This window comes from Staphylococcus sp. HMSC070D05, assembly GCF_001815595.1.
Lineage (GTDB): Bacteria > Bacillota > Bacilli > Staphylococcales > Staphylococcaceae > Staphylococcus > Staphylococcus hominis.
Genome location: NZ_KV821149.1, coordinates 52,659 through 73,675, shown reverse-complemented (window position 1 = coordinate 73,675; position 21,017 = coordinate 52,659). Strand labels below are relative to the sequence as shown.

20 protein-coding genes are annotated in these 21,017 nt (G+C 31.4%); 6 read left to right on the top strand and 14 right to left on the bottom strand.

Features of this window, described 5'->3' with window-relative positions; all coding sequences use genetic code 11:
- Positions 1-59: 59 nt before the first annotated feature.
- A complete protein-coding gene (gene typA, locus HMPREF3046_RS08640) occupies positions 60-1,904 on the bottom strand; it encodes a translational GTPase TypA (RefSeq protein ID WP_070718707.1) in 1,845 nt (614 codons plus the stop codon).
- Positions 1,905-2,001: 97 nt separating this feature from the next.
- Here typA and HMPREF3046_RS08635 point away from each other — a divergent pair, with 97 nt between their 5' ends.
- A complete protein-coding gene (locus HMPREF3046_RS08635; RefSeq protein ID WP_002448174.1) occupies positions 2,002-2,193 on the top strand; it encodes a DUF5325 family protein in 192 nt (63 codons plus the stop codon).
- Between the two features lie 68 nt (positions 2,194-2,261).
- Here the strand turns inward: HMPREF3046_RS08635 and HMPREF3046_RS08630 are convergent, their stop codons facing one another.
- Positions 2,262-3,077: an inositol monophosphatase family protein gene (locus HMPREF3046_RS08630; protein WP_070718704.1), complete on the bottom strand. Its 816-nt coding sequence runs from the start codon at positions 3,075-3,077 to the stop codon at positions 2,262-2,264.
- A gap of 536 nt (positions 3,078-3,613) precedes the next feature.
- Between HMPREF3046_RS08630 and HMPREF3046_RS08625 the strand changes: the two genes are divergently transcribed.
- Both HMPREF3046_RS08625 and HMPREF3046_RS08620 read left to right on the top strand, forming a co-directional pair.
- The gene (locus HMPREF3046_RS08625; protein ID WP_070718701.1) at positions 3,614-4,225 is read left to right on the top strand and encodes a YktB family protein; all 612 of its coding nucleotides are present in this window, start codon (positions 3,614-3,616) and stop codon (positions 4,223-4,225) included.
- Between the two features lie 174 nt (positions 4,226-4,399).
- A complete protein-coding gene (locus tag HMPREF3046_RS08620; RefSeq protein WP_070718698.1) occupies positions 4,400-5,755 on the top strand; it encodes an Nramp family divalent metal transporter in 1,356 nt (451 codons plus the stop codon).
- A gap of 376 nt (positions 5,756-6,131) precedes the next feature.
- Here the strand turns inward: HMPREF3046_RS08620 and auxB are convergent, their stop codons facing one another.
- The 12 genes from auxB to HMPREF3046_RS08560 all read right to left on the bottom strand — a co-directional run bounded on the left by auxB (position 6,132) and on the right by HMPREF3046_RS08560 (position 18,012).
- Positions 6,132-7,253 carry a lipoteichoic acid stability factor AuxB gene (auxB, locus tag HMPREF3046_RS08615; RefSeq protein ID WP_070718696.1) on the bottom strand — a complete coding sequence of 374 codons (1,122 nt, stop codon included), beginning with the start codon at positions 7,251-7,253 and terminating at the stop codon, positions 6,132-6,134.
- 72 nt (positions 7,254-7,325) lie between these two features.
- Positions 7,326-8,399 (bottom strand): ABC transporter substrate-binding protein, encoded by a 1,074-nt coding sequence (locus HMPREF3046_RS08610; RefSeq protein WP_070718693.1) that lies wholly within the window; start codon positions 8,397-8,399, stop codon positions 7,326-7,328.
- A complete protein-coding gene (locus HMPREF3046_RS08605; RefSeq protein WP_070718690.1) occupies positions 8,396-9,205 on the bottom strand; it encodes an ABC transporter permease in 810 nt (269 codons plus the stop codon). The genes HMPREF3046_RS08610 and HMPREF3046_RS08605 overlap by 4 nt, the downstream gene beginning before the upstream one ends.
- A 5-nt stretch (positions 9,206-9,210) precedes the next feature.
- Positions 9,211-10,014, bottom strand: a complete 804-nt coding sequence (locus tag HMPREF3046_RS08600) for an ABC transporter permease (protein ID WP_070718688.1) — start codon at positions 10,012-10,014, stop codon at positions 9,211-9,213.
- Entirely contained in the window at positions 10,007-11,101 is a 1,095-nt protein-coding gene (locus HMPREF3046_RS08595; protein WP_070718683.1) for an ABC transporter ATP-binding protein, read from the bottom strand. Before HMPREF3046_RS08595 ends, HMPREF3046_RS08600 begins: the two co-directional genes overlap by 8 nt.
- A gap of 13 nt (positions 11,102-11,114) precedes the next feature.
- Positions 11,115-11,654: a helix-turn-helix domain-containing protein gene (locus HMPREF3046_RS08590; protein ID WP_070718680.1), complete on the bottom strand. Its 540-nt coding sequence runs from the start codon at positions 11,652-11,654 to the stop codon at positions 11,115-11,117.
- A 130-nt stretch (positions 11,655-11,784) separates the two neighbouring features.
- Complete coding sequence (locus HMPREF3046_RS08585) at positions 11,785-12,057, bottom strand: UPF0223 family protein (protein ID WP_070718677.1); 273 nt, start codon at positions 12,055-12,057, stop codon at positions 11,785-11,787.
- A 142-nt stretch (positions 12,058-12,199) separates the two neighbouring features.
- A complete protein-coding gene (lpdA, locus tag HMPREF3046_RS08580) occupies positions 12,200-13,606 on the bottom strand; it encodes a dihydrolipoyl dehydrogenase (protein WP_002455496.1) in 1,407 nt (468 codons plus the stop codon).
- Positions 13,607-13,609: 3 nt separating this feature from the next.
- The gene (locus HMPREF3046_RS08575) at positions 13,610-14,914 is read right to left on the bottom strand and encodes a dihydrolipoamide acetyltransferase family protein (protein WP_002488351.1); all 1,305 of its coding nucleotides are present in this window, start codon (positions 14,912-14,914) and stop codon (positions 13,610-13,612) included.
- Between the two features lie 208 nt (positions 14,915-15,122).
- Positions 15,123-16,100, bottom strand: coding sequence for an alpha-ketoacid dehydrogenase subunit beta (locus HMPREF3046_RS08570; protein ID WP_070718674.1), 978 nt, complete (start codon positions 16,098-16,100; stop codon positions 15,123-15,125).
- Between the two features lie 3 nt (positions 16,101-16,103).
- A complete protein-coding gene (gene pdhA, locus HMPREF3046_RS08565) occupies positions 16,104-17,216 on the bottom strand; it encodes a pyruvate dehydrogenase (acetyl-transferring) E1 component subunit alpha (protein ID WP_002448048.1) in 1,113 nt (370 codons plus the stop codon).
- A 166-nt stretch (positions 17,217-17,382) separates the two neighbouring features.
- Positions 17,383-18,012: a YkyA family protein gene (locus tag HMPREF3046_RS08560; RefSeq protein ID WP_070718671.1), complete on the bottom strand. Its 630-nt coding sequence runs from the start codon at positions 18,010-18,012 to the stop codon at positions 17,383-17,385.
- 134 nt (positions 18,013-18,146) lie between these two features.
- Here HMPREF3046_RS08560 and def point away from each other — a divergent pair, with 134 nt between their 5' ends.
- The 3 genes from def (at position 18,147) to rnjA (ending at position 20,952) form a co-directional block, all read left to right on the top strand.
- Positions 18,147-18,698 (top strand): peptide deformylase, encoded by a 552-nt coding sequence (def, locus tag HMPREF3046_RS08555; protein ID WP_002448106.1) that lies wholly within the window; start codon positions 18,147-18,149, stop codon positions 18,696-18,698.
- A gap of 356 nt (positions 18,699-19,054) precedes the next feature.
- Complete coding sequence (locus tag HMPREF3046_RS08550; RefSeq protein ID WP_002448185.1) at positions 19,055-19,273, top strand: DNA-dependent RNA polymerase subunit epsilon; 219 nt, start codon at positions 19,055-19,057, stop codon at positions 19,271-19,273.
- On the top strand, positions 19,273-20,952 hold the full coding sequence (rnjA, locus tag HMPREF3046_RS08545; protein ID WP_070718669.1) for a ribonuclease J1: 1,680 nt from the start codon (positions 19,273-19,275) through the stop codon (positions 20,950-20,952). Before HMPREF3046_RS08550 ends, rnjA begins: the two co-directional genes overlap by 1 nt.
- Positions 20,953-21,017 lie beyond the last annotated feature (65 nt).

Sequence of the window (21,017 nt, the reverse complement as noted above, 5' to 3'; positions counted from 1 at the left end):
TTCATGTATTTTTCAATAATAAAAAGACGCAAAATCAAATTTGATTTTGCGTCTTTTTATTATTGATCTTGCATCATTTGTTTTACACGTTTCGCTTCTTTTTCGCGTGCCGCTTTATTTAAGATTTTCTTTCTTAAACGAATGCTTTGAGGCGTTACTTCAACCAATTCATCATCATTAATATATTCCAATGCCTCTTCTAACGTTAAAATTCTTGGACGATTCATTGTTTGAGTTTGATCTTTTGTTGCTGAACGTACGTTAGTTTGATGTTTAGCTTTAGTAATATTAACCGTTAAGTCGTTTTCACGGTTATGTTCTCCTACAATCATGCCTTCGTAAACTTCAGTACCTGGTTCCATGAAGTTTACACCTCTGTCCTCTAGACCGATGATGGCATAGGCTGTTGCCTGTCCTTGATCCATTGAAATTAGTGCACCATTACGACGACCACCAATTTGTGCTTTAACACGAGGTCTAAATTCTTCAAATGTATGATTAATAATGCCATAACCACGTGTCATAGACATAAATTCAGTTGTATATCCAATCATACCACGTGCAGGTACCATAAAGATTAAACGTGTTAATCCATTATCAGTTGTTAACATATCTAACATTTCACCTTTACGCGCACCAAGTGATTCAATCACTGCTCCAGCATTTTCAGATGGAACTTCACATTGAACACGTTCAAATGGTTCACTTAATACGCCATCAATTTCGCGTAAAATAACTTGAGGTTTAGAAACCTGAAGTTCAAACCCTTCACGTCTCATATTTTCAATTAAAATAGATAAGTGCAATTCTCCACGGCCAGCTACAACCCACGTATCTGGAGAATCTGTCGGTGTAACTTTTAAAGATACATCTGTTTCAAGTTGTTGATCTAAACGTTCTTGGATTTGACGAGCCGTTACAAAATCACCTTCACGACCAGCAAATGGTGAATTATTTACTTTGAATGTCATTTCAAGTGTAGGTTCATCAATACGCAATACTGGTAACGCTTCTTGATGATCATGTGGAGTAACTGTTTCACCTACGTTGATATCTTCCATTCCTGATACAGCAATTAAATCTCCTGCTTGTGCTTCTTCAATTTCTTCACGTTTTAAACCAAAGAAACCAAAGATTTTTGTTACACGGAAGTTTTTCACTGTACCATCTAATTTAATAAGCGATACGTTATCGCCGACACGCATTTTACCTCTAAATACACGGCCAATACCAATACGACCAACATAATCATTATAGTCTAATAATGCTACTTGGAATTGTAGTGGTTCATCACTGTTATCAATTGGAGCAGGCACGTAATCAAGAATCGTTTCATATAAAGACTGCATGTTTTCATCTTGTTTTTCAGGGTCAAGACTCGCTGTTCCATTTACAGCTGATGCATAAACAACTGGGAAATCAAGTTGTTCATCATTTGCTTCAAGTTCAATAAATAAATCTAATACTTCATCTACTACCGCTTCTGGTCTAGCAGATGGTTTATCAATTTTATTAACTACTACAACAGGTTTTAAATTTTGTTCTAATGCTTTTTTTAATACGAAACGTGTTTGTGGCATAGTACCTTCATAGGCATCTACAACAAGTACAACACCATCTACCATTTTCATGATACGTTCAACTTCACCACCAAAGTCAGCATGTCCTGGTGTATCTAAGATGTTAATTCTTGTACCTTTATAATTTATCGCAGTATTTTTAGCAAGAATTGTAATACCACGTTCTCTTTCTAAGTCATTAGAGTCCATTGCTCTTTCATCAACATGCTCATTTTCTCTGAAGATTCCAGATTGTTTAAGCAATTCGTCAACTAGTGTTGTTTTACCATGGTCAACGTGAGCAATAATTGCAATATTACGAACATCTTCTCTTTTATTAGTCATTTTATAATATCCTTTCTTGAGTAATTCCCACTTTTAATTACAACTTTTTTATTATATCATAATATTAACAAAAGATAACTAAAAGGTGGGGATGGGGATGGAAAAACCAAAATCTAAAGGTATATTCTGGATACTTTCTATTGTAGCAGTTATATTTTTAGTGCTCTTTAGTTTCAGCGTGGGTGCCGGAAGTATTCCAATGATGATTTTAACATTTATACTATTCATTGCAACGTTTGGTGCTGGATTTACGCTTAAGAAAAAGTATCGTGAAAACAATTGGTTATAATCAACCATTAAGATATATAAAGCTTGAGATATTGTTGTCTCAAGCTTTTTTTATTGAAATTAGATTTTTTATTTTTTAAAGCGTTGATGTAATTCTATTAAAGTAGCTGTATTAGATGCTAGATAATTTTCTAATATTTCTTTATGAATATTTGAATTTCCTACTAGTACTGAATTCGCATTTGAAATACTTAATGGTTCACCTAATAAGTTGCTAGCTACGCCTCCAACTTCATTTAATACAATAAGACCACCAGCAAAGTCCCAAGGCTGTAATCGAGGTGTGATATAAGCAGCTAATTGTCCTTTAGCTACACTTATAATTTCTAAAGCTGCACTACCATATGCTCTACAACTTCTTGCATCATTTACCATATCTTGAAATATAAGACCCATTTTAGGTTTGGTTACCCAATTTGGATTGATACCAATTAAGCTTTTCTTTAGAGTAGTAGATTCAATCGTAGATAATGGATGTTTATTTTCAAATGCACCCTCACCTACCTTGGCGTGATATAAAACATCTTTCATTACATCATATACAAAGCCAGCGTATGGTTTACCATTTCGGTAGATACCAATTGAGATAGCAAAATTTTCTTTTTGATGTACAAAGTTTAATGTGCCATCAATTGGATCCACTACCCACACGACACCTTCAACGTGAGTTAAATCATGACCATGTCCTTCTTCTCCAATAACACGATGTTCTGGATAGCTATGGGTAATTGCATCATATATATAATTTTCAGTAGCTTTATCCACATTTGTAACTAAGTCATTCGGATTTGATTTTGTTTCAATATTTAATTCTTCCTTCATCATTATTCTAACTTTATTTCCTGCTTCTAAAACTAAGCCTTTAGCAAAATCATATAGCGACATACTATCATCTCCTGTTGCTTACTATTATACATCAAAACAATTTTATAATTGTTATACATCATTTTATACCTTCATCACTATATATTAAACTCTTATGAATAGTTATAAGCATAAAAATAGGTCGATAATAAAGACAACCTATCAAATCCATGCTATAAAAGACTGAAAACATTTAAAATATATGAATAGACATGTACATTCATCTTATGATTATGGAAGAAAAATAAGTAAAAAATCATTTTTTAATTGTATTCTATCTTCTTGTTTAAAAAATCATGCATTTTTACTACAAATCTCTCTCAAATTTTTAGTATTGTATTACAGTCTCTTTCTTTTACGTTTATTTTTGTTAATCTCATGACACTCTCCTAACCATAAGGGATAAAATCCCAAAAATTAAATGACTGACATCTAGGTACTGGATCTACCTTTTTTTTAAATTAACTATCTATATTATATATTACTATTCTATCATTATCACTTTGAAATATATGCTACAATAAACTCAACATACTATTAAAATAGGAGGAAGGTCAATGACACAATACACCTTTACACCTAAGGATTTTAAAACATTTGACGTTGAGGGTTTAGATGAACGAATGGAAGCTTTAAACAAATATATTAGACCTCAATTACATCAGTTAGGCGATTATTTTAGTGAGTATTTCACTTCTCAAACTGGAGAAACATTTTATGCACATGTTGCTAAACATGCGCGTAGAAGTGTTAATCCTCCTATAGATACCTGGGTCGCTTTTGCACCTAATAAACGTGGTTATAAAATGTTACCTCACTTCCAAATTGGCCTTTTTAGGGATCAATTATTTATCATGTATGGAATAATGCATGAAGGAAAAAATAAAGAAGAACGTGTTAAAATTTTTGATAAACATTTTAATGCATTAAAACAACTTCCAAATGATTATCAAATTAGTTTAGATCACATGAAAAAAGATAAACAATATATTAAAGATTTAAGTGATACTGATTTACATCAAGCTATTGATCGTGTTAAAAATGTGAAAAAAGGAGAATTTTTTATAGCACGTACTTTAGCTCCTAGTGATGAACGATTAGAATCAGATGAAACATTTTTAGCTTTTATTAAAGAAACATTTGATGAATTCTTAAAATTATATGAATAAATACTATTCTTCTGCCTGAGACTTTACTAGAAGTCTCAGGTATTTTTTATTTTATTGATAGTCGCTGACTGTCTTGAGGACCCATCTAAATTCAGTAATATTCTTTTTTATTTTTAGGTTGACCTAAAAATATAATTAGGTTAATATAATTAAAAAGATTTTAGGAGTTTATGAATGAATCATATTAGTGATAAAAAACAACGCAGCTTAGATGAAATTAATAATACAGTAGACTTTAGTAGTAATAAAAGTGCAAGCCAAAAATTTTTAGCTTTTTTAGGTCCAGGATTATTAGTAGCGGTGGGATATATGGATCCAGGTAACTGGATTACATCTATGCAAGGTGGAGCACAATTTGGTTATATCCTTCTTTTTATTATTTTAGTTTCAAGTTTATCTGCAATGCTTTTGCAAAGCATGACAGTTAGATTAGGTATTGCTACAGATATGGATTTAGCACAAATGACACGACATTATTTAAATCGTCCGTTAGCAATTATGTTTTGGATAATAGCAGAACTAGCTATTATCGCTACAGACATTGCTGAAATTATCGGAAGTGCAATAGCTCTAGACTTATTGTTTAATATTCCTTTAATTATAGGTGCACTTATAACTGTTTTAGATGTTTTTCTTTTACTCTTTATTATGAAATTTGGCTTCAGAAAAATCGAAGCTATTGTCGGAACATTAATTTTTACTGTTCTAATTATTTTCTTATTCGAAGTATTTATTTCATCACCTAAAGTGATTAATATTCTTAACGGTTTTATTCCGCATAAGGATATCGTTACAAATCATAGTATGCTGTATATTGCTTTAGGGATTATTGGTGCTACAATTATGCCTCATAATCTCTATTTACATTCTTCGATTGTACAATCACGTAAATATGATAGAACTAATGAGAACGATAAGGCACAAGCAATTACATATGCAACAATTGATTCTAATATACAATTAAGCATCGCTTTTATAGTAAATTGCTTGTTACTTGTATTAGGTGCTGCGCTATTTTATGGTGTTAATGCTGACAAATTAGGAGGATTTTATGATTTATATCATGCCCTTAAAACTCAGCCGCTTCTAGGATCAGTACTTGGCAGTATAATGAGTACTTTATTCGCTATTGCACTACTTGCATCTGGGCAAAATTCTACAATCACTGGAACACTCTCAGGTCAAATTGTTATGGAAGGGTTTTTAAGATTATCAATTCCAAACTGGTTAAGACGATTAATTACTAGAGGTTTAGCTGTCATTCCTGTTATTATTTGTTTAATCGTATTTAAAGGTAATGAAAATAAAATGGAACAACTTTTAGTATTTTCTCAAGTATTTTTAAGTATCGCTTTACCGTTTTCACTCATCCCTTTACAACTTGCAACAAGCAACAAAAAATTAATGGGGCCCTTTTATAATAAAAACTGGATTAATTGTTGTTCTTGGAGTTTAATTATTATTCTAAGCCTACTTAATGTTTATTTAATCATCGAAACGTTTAAAGAATTTTTTGCATCATTTGCATAAAATGAAACTATTGTTAAGTTATTGAACATGATATCTTAACAATAGTTTTTTATTTGTATTCTTTGAATTCAATATAACTTGCGTAATATCATCACAAACCACACTATATTAAACATTCGTATCAATGTAATAATATGAATAGTATAGATTTAATTTTAATAATTAATGACTTAACTGTGTTATATAATGTAGGTTTTACAAATACTCCAATAGAAATGATATAGTCGCAATGATCATTTCTATTGGAGTATTTTTTAATTTCTATCTTTCTATGATTATATACTTATACAATTTTATTTTTATTGATTATAAATAAACTCCCAAGCAATTTAATTCAAATTGCTTGGGAGTTATACGTAAAACGAATACCCTTCAATTATTCCTGATCAACTGAGTGTTTCTCTTTGTTTTCTTCTTTATTTAAAATTTGCTTACGCTCTTCATAATTCATTCGACGTTGATTAACGGCACTTGGCTGATTCTTTCTTTTTTCTTTCATACGTTGATTATAAGCTTTACGTTTTTCTTTTTTCTTAGCACGTAATTCCGCTTTTTCTCTTTTACGTTGTGCTTTTTGCTCTTTCTTATCAATATATGAGTCTGTTTCTATATTATTTTCATTGAATATATTTTCATCATCATCATTAACTTCATTCGGCATACTATTTTTTGATTTATATTTATACTTTCTTTGTCTTGAAAGCACGCCAGAAGTATCATCCTCATTTGAAGATTGTTGATATTCACTTGTTACAGCACGTTTAGGGTATTGATTATATTTATCTTCCTCAATATCCTCATTAAAATCTTGCTCATTATTGTTTTGAGTAATATGAGTATAACCTTCATCATCATGTTCTCTTTCATTATAATAACTTGAAGGTTTACGACGAGTACGACGTTCTGATTTTTTATTCTTACGAGGGGGTTCTATGTACTCTTCTTCATCATAATATTGAGTAGGTTCTTCATCATAATCATCTCTTTGATTATAATAAGTCGGATAATCATAAGTAGAACCATACGCTGGAACTGTTTCTAATTTACTTCTTCTTGCAAACATCATAATCGCTGTAATGAAGAAGAAGATTGGAATAATTAATGTAATAAATAATAACACTAAAGGCAAAGTAATAATGGAAGCAATTAAAAATAATATTCCAGATAAAATTCTAATATTCATAGAAATTAATGCCAAAAATGAAATTAATAAACAAATGATAAAGTACACGATAATTGCCCAAATTCCATTTTGTAACCATATAACAAATTGAGTCGTATTTAGACTATTATTAACTAGTATTTGTTGTATTAGTTGATTATTATTCATGGAATTTTCAAGATTTTGAATGGATGTATCATTACTGAATGATACGAGTGCAATAAACATTGTAATAACCGTTAATATTAATAAGAAAGTCCAACTAATCCAACCTAAAAGTTTCTCAGTTAAACGGCTCACAGGTCGTTTGATTTGTGTGTATCGTTCTCCTGACATTTATTACAACTCCTTAATTGACTTGTCAAATTATTATATCTAATTTATAGGAAAATAACTACTAATTATCACTTATTTTAAAGACATTTTAAAATTCAAGAAACTTTCGTTATATTCTCCTAATGTTTTCCCTTCTAAATCTTTATAAATTTCTAAACGTTTTTGTTCTTTTTGAGTTGGATAAAAACGGTGATCGTTTTTTATATTATTTGGTAATAAATTTCTAGCCGCCTTATTAGGAGTAGCATACCCAACCCATTCTGTATTTTGTTTATTATTTTTAGCATCTAATAAAAAGTTAATAAATTGGTATGCTCCTTCTTTATTTTGAGCAGTTTTAGGAATGACCATATTATCAAACCATAAATTAGAACCTTCTTTAGGAACCACATAATCATAAGTATCTCCCTCTTGAACAAGTGGCGCTGCTATGCCACTCCATACTACAGCAATATGGCCTTCATTTTGTTGAAGCATCATAGTAATTTCATCGCCTACTACCCCTCTAACTTGAGGTGTAAGAGATTGTAAGTCTTGTTCTGCTTGTTTAATATGAACAGGATTGGAATCATTTAAACTATAACCCAATTTATTTAAAGCTAATCCTATAATTTCTCTAGCTCCGTCAACAAGTAATATATCATTTTTGTATTTAGACTGATATAAATCGCTCCAATTATCAAATTGTTCATTAGGATACACTTTTTTATTGTATAGAATACCTACCGTTCCAAAAAAATACGGTATTGAATAGTTATTATGTGGATCATAAGCCATATTCATATAATCAGAATCCAAATTTTTAATATTAGGTATTTTCTGATGATCTAAAGGTTCTAATAAATGTTCTCTTTTTAATTTTTGAACAGTATATTCACTTGGAAATGCAACATCATAATGTGTACCACCATTTTTAATTTTTGCTTCCATGGCTTCATTCGAATCAAATGTTTCATAAACAACTTGCATACCTGTCTCTTTTTCAAATTTCTTTATTAAATCAGGATCAATGTATTCTCCCCAGTTATATACATAAACTTTTTTACCAGTTTTTGTATTATCTTGAGAATTAAACCAATGACTTATTCCTAAACATATCAATCCTACTACAATGGCACCGATAATTAACTGAAAAAATTGTTTCATTCTATTGCCCCTCTTTTAGCACTTCTACGTTTTAATATATTTTGAAGTGCATAGTATCCAATAATACCTAGCACAATAGCTAAAAATAAGATTGTTGAAATAGCATTTATTTCCATACTGATACCTTTTCGAGCCATGGCATACACCTCTACTGATAAGACACTAAATCCATTACCTGTCACAAAAAAACTTACAGTAAAATCATCTAAGGAATAAGTAAGTGCCATAAAAAACCCACCAATAATAGCAGGCATTAAGTTTGGTAAAAGTATACGTCCGAGTACTTGAGATTCTGTAGCGCCTAAATCACGAGCTGCATTTAACATGTTATGATTCATTTCATATAGCTGTGGTAGCACAAGAATGACTACTATAGGTATACAGAATGCAATATGAGATGCTAATACTGTTCCAAATCCTAACCCTAATCCAAATATATGTCCTAAAGCTGTGAACATAATTAAAAATGAGGCACCTATGACAACATCAGATGAAACCATTAGTACATTATTTAATGTAAGTAATGTCAATTTAAACTTCTTATTTCGCAAATAATAAATTGATATTGCTCCAAATGTTCCTATAATAGTAGATACTGCTGCGGATAGCAATGCAACTGTTATTGTATTGAATATTACAGACATTAAATAATCATCTTGAAATAACGATTGATAATGTTCTAAAGTAAAATGTTCAAAATGTATCATATTTCCAGCTGAATTAAACGAATAAAACATTAAGAAAAAAATAGGAAGATATAATACAACAAGTAATATTCCTATATAAAGTTTCCCGTACCATTTCATTTAATTCACCCTCTTCCATTTGTTTCTTTAGATTTAGTAATAATTAAGACAAAGGCCATAAATACAATTAAAAAGATAGCTATTGTCGAACCCATTCCGTAGTTTTGAATAACTAAAAATTGTTCCTCAATAGATGTCCCAATATTAATCACTTTATTTCCAGCTATCAATCTAGTAATCATAAATAATGATAGTGCTGGTATAAATGTAACTTGAACACCTGTCATCACACCTTCTTTAGTTAAAGGAAGTATGACTTTACGAAAAGTAGTAAATGTATTTGCACCTAAATCACTTGAAGCTTGTAATAAATTATTAGGAATTGATTTCATGCTATTAAAAATAGGCAAAATCATAAATGGTATATAAATATAACTTGCAACAAGTAAAAACGCACCTGATGTAAACAACAAATTTAGTGGACCAATATGCATTATACCTAACATTTTATTAATCATACCTTCGTGACTTAAAATTCCAATAAAAGCATAAGTTTTTAACAATAAATTAATCCATGTGGGTATGATTAATATAAGTAACCAAATATTTTGGAATTTTGAAGATCTAATAAAATAGGCTGCAGGATAACTTATAATGAGTGTAATGATTGTTATAAGTGTCGCATAAAAAATAGAATCCCACATCATTTTTAAATATTTCATTGAAAAAACTTGTCGATAATTTGTAAAACTAAAGTGACCATTTATATCGATAAATGAAAAATATACAAGTAATAGCACAGGAATAATAATAAAAATAATCATCCATAATAAATATGGAATGATGAGAAATTTATTTAAATTACGCATGTTCAATATCCTCATAACTTTCAATACGTTTATCAAATTCTTCTTCAGTTTCTCCAGGAACCATAATATGAATAGCTTCAGGTTCAAAAAACAAACCTACCTGACTTCCTATTGTTGTCTTTTTAGTAGATTGAATAACCCATTCATACCCTTTTTCATCAATACAACAAATTTCGTAATGTACACCTCTAAAAAGCATTGAATCGACAGTTGCAGTGAATAAACCTTGTGTCGATTCAACTAAAGAAATATCCTCTGGACGAATCACTACTTCAATTTTTTTCCCAGATGGAATCCGAGCATCAACACATTCAAAATCCTGACCATATATATTCACTACAAAATCTTTAACCATTGTGCCATCAACAATATTAGATTCTCCAATAAAATCAGCCACGAATCGATTCACTGGTTCATCATAAATATCTGTTGGTGTACCAAATTGTTGTATTTCACCATCTTTCATCACAAAAATATAATCACTAAGTGCCAATGCTTCTTCTTGATCATGAGTAACAAAAATAAAAGTGATGCCTAATCTTTTTTGTAACTCACGAAGTTCATATTGCATTTCAGTACGTAATTTTAAATCTAGTGCCGAAAGAGATTCATCTAATAATAAAATTTCTGGTTTATTTACAATAGCTCTGGCAATAGCAACTCTCTGTTTTTGTCCCCCACTCATTTCATTAATATGACGTTGTTCATAACCTGTTAACTTAACAAGTTTTAATGCTTCTTTAACTTCCTTATCAATTTCTTTTTTAGAAAACTTTTTTAGTCTTAAACCAAAAGCAATATTCTCATATACATTTAAATGAGGAAATAAAGCATAATCTTGAAAGACTGTATTTACTTTACGTTTATTGGCAGGTAATTTTTCGATAGACTGATTTTTATAAATAATTTGACCTTCATTAGGTTGTTCAAATCCTGCAATAAGTTTTAAAATCGTAGTTTTACCACATCCTGAGGGACCAAGCAAAGTATAAAAATATCCCGATTCAATAACTAAGTTCATATTATTTAATATTGTTGTATTATCAAATTTCTTAGTAACTTTTTTAAAAGATAATAGTGACTCCAATCCATTTTCTCCTTTATAAATATGATGCTGTTGCTACAATTAGAATTTTAACTTCATGTTTTGAATTATTATGTAATTGATGTAATTCATTTGCTCTAAAATAAAGTACATCTCCTTCATAAGCTTGATAGCGCTCTTTACCTAACGTAAGTGTTACACATCCCTCTAAACAATAAATAAAAGTATCAGATTCAGAAGGTTCAAAAGATTTGTACGATGATCCAGGTTTAATTGTTAATATAAGAGGTTCCATTTCATATTCATTTGAACTGGGTACAACCCAATTTAAAATATATCCTCTGTCATATTCATCATAAATCGTTCGTTCACTTTTTTTATATAATACTTTTTCTTTCGCTTTTTCTTTAAAAAAATCACTTGGTGTAGTACCTAATACTTCTAATATACTTAAAAATGTTTCCATACTTGGAGACGCATATTCACTTTCAATTTGTGATATGTATCCTTTTGATAAATCAGTTCGTTCCGCTAACTCTTCTTGAGTGAGATTTTTTTGACGTCTTATATTTTTTAATTTATATCCAATTTGCATAACCAACCACCTAAAAAAGCTGTATCTTGTTTACTATTATCAAACATTTTGTTTAATGCTTAATAAAAATATCAAAATACAGCTTTAAATTCAATAGATATATTAAAAAATTTAGATTGAATTAGAAATCTTAATGTTTACTAAAATTTTCTTGATCGGGATGTTTTTTAACTTCTTGGATGACTTTATAGCTATTATAGCCACTTTTTTCTTCAAATTCTTTAAAAATTTGTTTTTCTTCAGCTTTACTTGGCACAATTTGTTTAAATCTTTTATACTGTTCCATTAGCTCAGTACCTATTATAGATTTTTCATAATAGTTTTCAATTTGATTAAAAAATTTAATAACATCAATCATTTCATCATTAGACCAATCTAAATCTAGTGGATATTGATATTCCATAGTTACCCTCCAAAATATAAACTTATTTCTATAAAAAAGGTGGAACTAGATTTTTATAAAAATCATAGTCCCACCGTAAATGGTTATTTCAATTATTTCAATTAAATACGTCGATTTAATTCTCAATTATTTCAAAAAGAAATTACATAGTATGGATTGGTAATCCAATAGCTTTTTCAGCAACTTCCATAGTCATTTCACCTAATGTTGGGTGAGCATGAACAGTTAATGCGATATCTTCAGCATTCATACCTGCTTCGATAGCTAAACCTAATTCAGAAATAATATCAGAAGCACCATTACCTGCTACTTGAGCGCCAATAACTGTGTCATCTTCTTTTAATGTAATTAATTTAACAAAACCAGTTGTATCATCTAATGATAAAGCACGTCCGTTAGCAGCATAAGGGAATTTAGATGCTTTGAAATCTAAACCTTCTTCTTTAGCTTGAGCTTCAGTATAACCAACTTGAGCTAATTCTGGTTCAGTGAAGCATACAGCAGGCATACCAATGTAATCAACTTCTGATGCTTGACCTGAGATTACTTCTGCAGCTACTTTACCTTCATAACTTGCTTTGTGTGCAAGTGGTAAACCAGGTACGATATCACCAATTGCGTAGATGTTTTTAATAGAAGTACGACTTTGTTTGTCTACTTCTAATAATCCACGATCAGCAAATTTAAGACCTAACTCTTCTAAGCCTAATTCGTCAGTATTTGGACGACGTCCTACAGTTACTAATACATAATCAGCTTCGATTGTTTTTTCTTCACCTTTAGCTTCGTAAGTAACTTTAACACCATTTTCAGTTTCTTCAGCGTTTTTAGCCATAGCTTCAGTGATAATTTCAACGCCTTTTTCTTTCATACCTTTTTTAACAGGTTGAACCATTTGTTTTTCGAAACCGCCAAGAATTTCTTTAGCACCTTCTAAAATTGTAACTTCAGAACCGAAGTTAGCAAATGCAGTACCAAGTTCTGAACCAATATAACCGCCGCCGACAACTACTAATTTACCAGGAACTTCTTGTAAGTTTAAAGCCCCTGTTGAATCGATAACACGTTTACCAAATTCAAAATTAGGAATTTCAATTGGTCTTGAACCAGTTGCAATAATAGCATTTTTGAAGTTATACGTTTGAGCACTTTTCTCGTCCATAACACGTAAACTATTTTCATCTACGAAATAAGCTTCACCACGAACGATGTCAACTTTATTACCTTTTAATAATCCTTCAACACCGCCAGTTAATTTATTAACAACTGATTGTTTAAATTCTTGAACTTTATCAAATTTAAGTGATACGCTTTCAGCAATAATTCCTAAATTTTCAGAGTGTTGAGCTTCTACGAAACGATGAGAAGCATGTAATAACGCTTTTGATGGAATACATCCAACGTTTAAGCACACACCACCTAAGTCACCTTTTTCAACAATAGTAACTTTTTGTCCTAATTGAGCTGCACGAATTGCAGCAACATATCCACCAGGACCTGCTCCGATTACAATAGTATCTGTTTCAATTGGGAAATCTCCAACTACCATGTTTTACCCCTCCATTAATAATAATTCTGGATTATTTAATAAGCGTTTGATATGATTCATAGCATTTTGACCAGTTGCACCATCAATTTGTCTGTGGTCAAAGCTTAATGATAATGCTAATACTGGAGCTGCTACAATTTCACCATCTTTAACAATAGGTTTTTGAGCAATACGTCCAATACCTAAAATAGCTACTTCTGGGTGATTGATAACTGGAGTGAACCATTGTCCACCAGCAGAACCTATATTACTAATTGTACATGTAGCACCGCTCATTTCTTGAGATGTTAATTTACCATCACGAGCTTTAACAGCTAATTCATTAATTTCATCTGAAATTTGGAAAATAGATTTACGATCTGCATTTTTAACTACAGGTACTAATAAACCTCTTTCAGTATCTGCAGCGATACCAATATTCCAGTAATGTTTGTGTACAATTTCACCAGCTTCTTCATTAAATGACGTATTAAGTGCTGGGTATTTTTTAAGTGCAGAAACAAGTGCTTTAACAACATATGGTAAGAAGGTTAACTTAATACCTTGTTCAGCTGCAACTTCTTTGAATTTTTTACGGTGATCCCATAAGTCTTGAACATCAATTTCATCCATTAATGTTACGTGTGGAGCAGTGTGTTTTGAGTTAACCATTGCTTTAGCAATTGCTTTACGCATAGCAGGGATTTTTTCTGTAGTTTCAGGGAAGTCTCCTTCAGGTACTGATTGAGTTTGAACTGCAGAAGTATCTTCTGATGTTGAAGCAGCTGCACTTTCATTTGAAGCTGTTGCTGCTTGAGCACCGCCACCATTTAAGTGGTTATCGATGTCTTCTTTAGTAATACGTCCATTTTTACCTGAACCAGAAACTGCTTTAATGTTCACGCCTTTTTCACGTGCATATTTACGTACAGATGGCATTGCTTTAATTCGTCTGTTTTCGTCTACTTTTTCATCTTGTGATGTTGAAGCTGCTGGAGTTTCTTCAGTTTTAGCTTCTTCTTTTGCAGGTTCTTCTTCTTTAGATGAAGCATCGTCATCATCATGACCTTTAAATTGCATTTCTTCTGCATCTGGTGCGTCAATTTTAACAATGACATCACCTACAACTGCTACAGTGCCTTCTTCAACTACTACTTCTTCAATTGTACCGCTTACAGGAGATGGGATTTCTACTACAGATTTATCATTTTGAACCTCTGCTAATACGTCATCCTCTTCAATTGTATCTCCGGCTGAAACAAACCACTTAACGATTTCACCTTCGTGGATACCTTCACCAATGTCGGGTAGTCTAAATTCAAATGCCACGTTCTTATCCTCCTAAGATTTAAATATTTATTATTTAAATAAATTTATAACATAGAGGAAGGACAGAATAATATGTCGTGTCTGTTAACACTTTATCATTTTGTCCTACGTCTCTAGTTTACAATTAATTATATATACATAAAATAAATAGAAAATACTTATTTTAAATATATAGATTCATATATAGCTTACTGTTTTGTATATACTATTAGAATTCTAAAGTAGCTTTAGCTTGTTCAATAATATCATTTTTATTTGGTAACCAAACGTTTTCAGCTTGAGTAAATGGATATACAGTATCAGCAGCAGCAACACGTGCAATTGGAGCTTCTAATGAAAGAATAGCACGTTCAGCTAATTCAGCTGCTACAGTAGCACCAACACCAGCTTGACGTTGAGCTTCTTGAACAACTACTGCACGACCAGTTTTTTCAACTGATGCAACTAATGTATCAATATCGATTGGTTGAACTGTACGTAAATCGATAACTTCTACAGAGTAACCTTCTTTTTCAAGTTCTTCTGCAGCTTTTTCAGATTCTTGTACCATTGCACCGTATGCAATTAATGTAATGTCATTACCTTCTTTTTTGACATTTGCTTTACCAATTTCAATTGTATATTCTTCTTCAGGAACTTCTTCACGGAATGAACGATATAATTTCATGTGCTCTAAATATACAACTGGATCGTTTGATCTGATTGATGAAAGTAATAAACCTTTAGCATCATAAGGACCAGATGGAATAACTACTTTAATACCTGGTGATTGAGCTAAAATACCTTCTAAGTTATCTGCGTGTAATTCTGGAGTGTGTACCCCACCACCAAATGGTGTACGAATTGTTACAGGAGCAGTTTTAGAACCACCTGAACGGAAACGCGTACGAGCAATTTGACCAGCAACTTCATCAAACACTTCAAATACGAATCCTAAGAATTGAATTTCCATTACAGGACGGAAACCTTCTGCAGTTAAACCAAGAGCTAAACCACCAATACCAGATTCAGCTAATGGTGTGTCGAATACACGGTCTTCACCGAATTCTTTTTGTAAACCTTCAGTAACACGGAATACACCGCCGTTAACACCAACGTCTTCACCGAAAATTAAAACGTTTTCGTCATTTTGCAATTCAGTTTTAAGCGCATTGTTAATCGCTTGAACCATTGTCATTTGTGCCATGGCTTATTTCGACTCCTTCTCTTTGTAAATTTCATATTGTTCAGCTAAATTTTGAGGCATATCTTCATACATGATATCCATTAAATCAAGAACAGTTTGTTTTGGAGTATTGTCAGCCTCTTTAATTGCTTTCTTGATGTCGTCTTTAGCACGTTCAATAACTTCGTTTTCTTTCTCTTCGCTCCATAATCCTTTATTTTCTAAGAATTTTCTAAAACGAACTAACGGGTCTTTTTTCTCCCACTCTGCATCTTCATCTGAAGTTCTGTAACGAGTTGGATCATCTCCAGCCATTGTATGTGGACCATAACGATAAGTCATAGTTTCGATTAATGTTGGACCTTCACCATTAATTGCGCGATCACGAGCTTCTTTAGTAGCTTGATATACAGCTAATGCATCCATACCATCAACTTGGATACCAGGGATACCTACTGCAATTGCTTTTTGAGCTAATGTAGTAGCAGCTGTTTGTTTACTACGTGGAGTAGAAATAGCATAGTTATTGTTTTGGATAACAAAGATTGCTGGTGCTTTATAAGCAGAAGCAAAGTTAATACCTTCGTAGAAATCACCTTGTGAAGAACCACCATCACCAGTGTAAGTGATAGCAACTGCTTTTTTACCACGTTTTTTAATACCGAATGCCACACCAGCTGTTTGGATATATTGTGCACCGATAATGATTTGTGGACTGAATGCGTTTACGCCTTCAGGGAATTGGTTACCTTTAAAGTGACCTCTTGAGAATAAGAAGGCATCAGTTAACGGTAAACCGTGCCAAATAAGTTGTGGTACATCACGGTAACCAGGTAAAATGAAGTCTTCTTTTTCTAAAGCATATTGAGAAGCTAATTGAGATGCTTCTTGTCCTGCTGTTGGAGCATAGAAACCTAAACGACCTTGTCTATTTAAAGAAATAGAACGTTGGTCAAGAATACGTGTCCACACCATTCTTTCCATTAATTCTACTAATTGTTCATCAGTTAAATCAGGTACTAAGTCTTCATTTACGACATTACCATCTACGTCCAAAATTTGAACCATTTCAAATTTCGACTGAGTATCATTTAATACTTTTACTGCATCGAATTGGGCTTGTAACTTAGGAGCCATTCAATTCACCATACCTTTCCCATATAATAGAAATTCATTTTATCCACTCATAGTGTACCACAATTATTTTAGACTGTTAAACATTTTCATAAAGTTCTGTATTACTAAAAAAAGATACAGTCTGAGAAACTGTATCAATGTAACAATTAACACTGTATTAGTGATGTTAAGAGATTAAATGATCGACGTCTTGTTTTTCTTTATTAACTGTATTCATTGCCTTAGCATAAGCCTGGAATTTTTTCTTAAAGTTTTCTTGAGCTTTATTAAGCGCATTGTTTTTTTCGTCTACTTGAGATTGCGTTACTCCATCTTGTTTGACTAATTCAAATAAATCTTTTTCTTTACTTAATACATTTTTATAAGCCTTAGCATAGTCGTCATGTGTTTTATATTTGTTTTTTATAGCATCATCAAGTTGTTTAACTTCTTTTCTTTTATTATCATTTTTAATATCGTTAATATGAGAATCGCCTTTTTTAAATTGCTTTTCGGAATTTTTTAAAATTGAAACTTCCTTATCAAAGGTTTTTTCTCGTTTATCAATATTATCAAGTACATCGTCAGCTGCTTTACTACGTGTATTACTGTCATTACTATTTGCTTTTTTATACAAACCTTGTTTCTTTTCTTCAAGTGAATTTAGTTTTTTACTAACCTCATTTATAGATTGTTCTTTATCAAATGCTTTTTGAACATTATCGTCATAAGCTTTTACCTCTTTTTTATCAGTTGTACAACCAGCTAATAAAAGTGTAGAGGCAGCTGCAACAACTATGGTTTTACGTAATTTCATTAATGTCATTCCTCCTCATAGTGTTTCGATTGTAATATTATATAAAGATAGTTTATAAATCAAATGAAACTATATAATGTACGTAAATGTATATTATCTGTTATATTTTATATTATATAAGGAAGGTGTATAACATGTTAACAATGAAAGATATTATTAGAGATGGACATCCTACGTTACGCGAAAAAGCAAAAGACGTGAATTTACCTCTTTCTGAAGAAGACAAAAATACTTTGCGTGATATGCGTGAATTTTTAATTAATAGCCAAGATGATGAAATTGCTAAAAAATATGGTCTACGCTCTGGAGTAGGTTTAGCTGCACCACAAATTAATATTTCAAAAAAAATGATAGCTGTGTATTTACCTGACGATGGGGAAGGTAAATCTTACGACTATATGTTGGTCAATCCTAAAGTAATTAGTCATAGTGTTCAACACGCTTATTTACCTACTGGTGAGGGTTGTTTAAGTGTAGATGAAAATATACCTGGTTTAGTTCATCGTCATTATAGAACAACAATTAAAGCTTATGATATTGATGGTAATGAAGTTAAATTACGTTTAAAAGGTTATCCAGCAATTGTATTTCAACATGAAATTGATCATTTAAATGGTATTATGTTCTACGATTATATCGATAAAGATCATCCTCTTACTCCATTACCAGACTCAGTTGAAGTCTAATATTTAAGCCTAATGCATTTTTACATTATTGTAATAAATGTGTTAGGTTTTTCTTTTTTTATTCAATTTCCTTCTACTTTTACTACATATAAACTGCTTTATTTATTCTGATACATAAGGTAAAATAAAAATTAACTGAAATCATAGTAAATTACTATCTTTCAAAAAATGAACGACATGTATGATTTGCCTTTAAGCACAGTAAAATAAATATTATTTTATATTAAAAATTTAAAATGCCTGTTATGTAGCATTCACGTTAGATGTGAAAATAAATAAACATGTATATTTTATTTATTTTCTACTTGTGCTCATAAGACAATAAATAAACATTTATTTAGGAGGAAATATATATCATGGCAGTATTTAAAGTATTTTTTCAACATAATAAAGACGAAGTAATTGTTCGTGAGAACACAAATACAATTTATGTTGAAGGTGAAACTGAAGAACAAGTAAGACGTTATTTAAAAGATCGCAATTATAATATCGAATTTATTACTAAATTAGAGGGCGCACATTTAGAATATGAAAAAGAACATTCTGATCACTTTAATGTGGAGAACGCTCAATAATGAAACAATTACATTCTAATGAAGTAGGTGTATATGCTCTAGGCGGGTTAGGTGAGGTTGGTAAAAACACTTATGCTGTGGAGTATAAAGATGAAATTGTTATCATCGATGCTGGAATCAAATTCCCTGATGATAATTTATTAGGTATAGACTATGTTATTCCTGATTATACCTACTTAGAACAAAATCAAGATAAAATTGTTGGTTTATTTATTACTCATGGACATGAAGACCATATAGGTGGTGTGCCCTACCTACTAAAACAAATTAATGTTCCTATTTATGGTGGCCCTTTAGCTTTAGGTTTAATACGCAATAAATTAGAAGAACACAATTTACTGCGTAATGCTAGTCTAAATGAAATTACAGAAGATAGTGTTATAAAATCTAAACATTTTGAAATTTCTTTTTACTTAACTACGCATAGTATCCCGGAAGCATATGGTGTTGTTGTTGACACACCTGAAGGTAAAATTGTCCATACTGGTGACTTCAAATTTGATTTTACACCTGTTGGTGCGCCTGCAAATATTGCAAAAATGGCAGAACTTGGTAAAGAAGGCGTATTATGCTTGTTATCTGACTCTACTAATGCGCTAGTTCCTGATTTCACATTAAGTGAACGTGAAGTTGGACAAAATGTCGATAAAATTTTTCGTAATTGTAAAGGTCGTATTATTTTCGCAACCTTTGCATCAAACATCTATCGTGTCCAACAAGCGGTGGAAGCAGCAATTAAATATAATCGTAAAATTGTAACTTTTGGCCGTTCAATGGAAAATAATATTAAGATTGGTATGGAGCTTGGTTATATCAAAGCACCTCCAGAAACATTTGTTGAGCCTAACAAAATTAATAATATTCCTAAACACGAGTTACTTATTTTATGCACTGGCTCTCAAGGTGAACCAATGGCTGCACTTTCACGTATCGCTAATGGTACACACAAACAAATCAAAATTATACCTGACGATACTGTAGTATTCAGTTCTTCTCCTATTCCAGGGAATACTAAAAGTATCAATCGTACAATTAACGCATTATATAAAGCTGGTGCTGATGTTATTCACAGTAAGATTTCTAACATTCATACTTCAGGACATGGTTCCCAAGGCGACCAACAGTTAATGCTTCGTTTAATCCAACCTAAATACTTCTTACCTATTCATGGTGAATATCGTATGTTAAAAGCTCATGGTCAAACAGGTATTGATTGTGGTGTTAAAGAAGAAAATGTCTTTATTTTTGATATTGGTGATGTCTTAGCTTTAACACACGATTCTGCGCGTAAAGCTGGTCGAATTCCATCTGGTAATGTATTAGTTGATGGAAGTGGCATCGGTGATATTGGTAATGTTGTCATTCGAGATCGTAAATTATTATCTGAAGAAGGATTGGTTATTGTTGTAGTAAGTATTGATTTTAAAACAAATAAACTTCTTTCAGGTCCAGATATTATTTCACGTGGTTTTGTTTACATGCGTGAATCTGGCCAATTAATTTATGATGCACAACGAAAAATTAAAACAGATGTTATTTCAAAACTAAATTCAAATGATGATATTCAATGGCATCAAATTAAATCTTCAATCATTGAAACGTTACAGCCATATTTATATGAAAAAACAGCTCGTCGTCCAATGATTTTACCAGTAATTATGAAAGTAAATGAAGAATAAAAAAGTCCGGGACTTAAAGTTTCTGGATAAGTGAAAAAGGACAATTTCTATTGAAATAATATAGA

Excerpts from the sequence above, each read along its gene's own strand:
- HMPREF3046_RS08610 (WP_070718693.1), bottom strand. The coding sequence starts at position 8,399 with ATGAAACAATTTTTTCAGTTAATTATCGGTGCCATTGTAGTAGGATTG.
- HMPREF3046_RS08605 (WP_070718690.1), bottom strand. The coding sequence starts at position 9,205 with ATGAAATGGTACGGGAAACTTTATATAGGAATATTACTTGTTGTATTA.
- rnjA (WP_070718669.1), top strand. The coding sequence starts at position 19,273 with ATGAAACAATTACATTCTAATGAAGTAGGTGTATATGCTCTAGGCGGG.
- HMPREF3046_RS08585 (WP_070718677.1), bottom strand. The coding sequence starts at position 12,057 with ATGGAATATCAATATCCACTAGATTTAGATTGGTCTAATGATGAAATG.
- HMPREF3046_RS08560 (WP_070718671.1), bottom strand. The coding sequence starts at position 18,012 with ATGAAATTACGTAAAACCATAGTTGTTGCAGCTGCCTCTACACTTTTA.
- HMPREF3046_RS08625 (WP_070718701.1), top strand. The coding sequence starts at position 3,614 with ATGACACAATACACCTTTACACCTAAGGATTTTAAAACATTTGACGTT.
- HMPREF3046_RS08600 (WP_070718688.1), bottom strand. The coding sequence starts at position 10,014 with ATGCGTAATTTAAATAAATTTCTCATCATTCCATATTTATTATGGATG.
- HMPREF3046_RS08590 (WP_070718680.1), bottom strand. The coding sequence starts at position 11,654 with ATGCAAATTGGATATAAATTAAAAAATATAAGACGTCAAAAAAATCTC.
- HMPREF3046_RS08570 (WP_070718674.1), bottom strand. The coding sequence starts at position 16,100 with ATGGCACAAATGACAATGGTTCAAGCGATTAACAATGCGCTTAAAACT.
- HMPREF3046_RS08550 (WP_002448185.1), top strand. The coding sequence starts at position 19,055 with ATGGCAGTATTTAAAGTATTTTTTCAACATAATAAAGACGAAGTAATT.
- auxB (WP_070718696.1), bottom strand. The coding sequence starts at position 7,253 with ATGTCAGGAGAACGATACACACAAATCAAACGACCTGTGAGCCGTTTA.
- pdhA (WP_002448048.1), bottom strand. The coding sequence starts at position 17,216 with ATGGCTCCTAAGTTACAAGCCCAATTCGATGCAGTAAAAGTATTAAAT.
- lpdA (WP_002455496.1), bottom strand. The coding sequence starts at position 13,606 with ATGGTAGTTGGAGATTTCCCAATTGAAACAGATACTATTGTAATCGGA.
- typA (WP_070718707.1), bottom strand. The coding sequence starts at position 1,904 with ATGACTAATAAAAGAGAAGATGTTCGTAATATTGCAATTATTGCTCAC.
- HMPREF3046_RS08620 (WP_070718698.1), top strand. The coding sequence starts at position 4,400 with ATGAATCATATTAGTGATAAAAAACAACGCAGCTTAGATGAAATTAAT.
- def (WP_002448106.1), top strand. The coding sequence starts at position 18,147 with ATGTTAACAATGAAAGATATTATTAGAGATGGACATCCTACGTTACGC.
- HMPREF3046_RS08630 (WP_070718704.1), bottom strand. The coding sequence starts at position 3,077 with ATGTCGCTATATGATTTTGCTAAAGGCTTAGTTTTAGAAGCAGGAAAT.
- HMPREF3046_RS08635 (WP_002448174.1), top strand. The coding sequence starts at position 2,002 with ATGGAAAAACCAAAATCTAAAGGTATATTCTGGATACTTTCTATTGTA.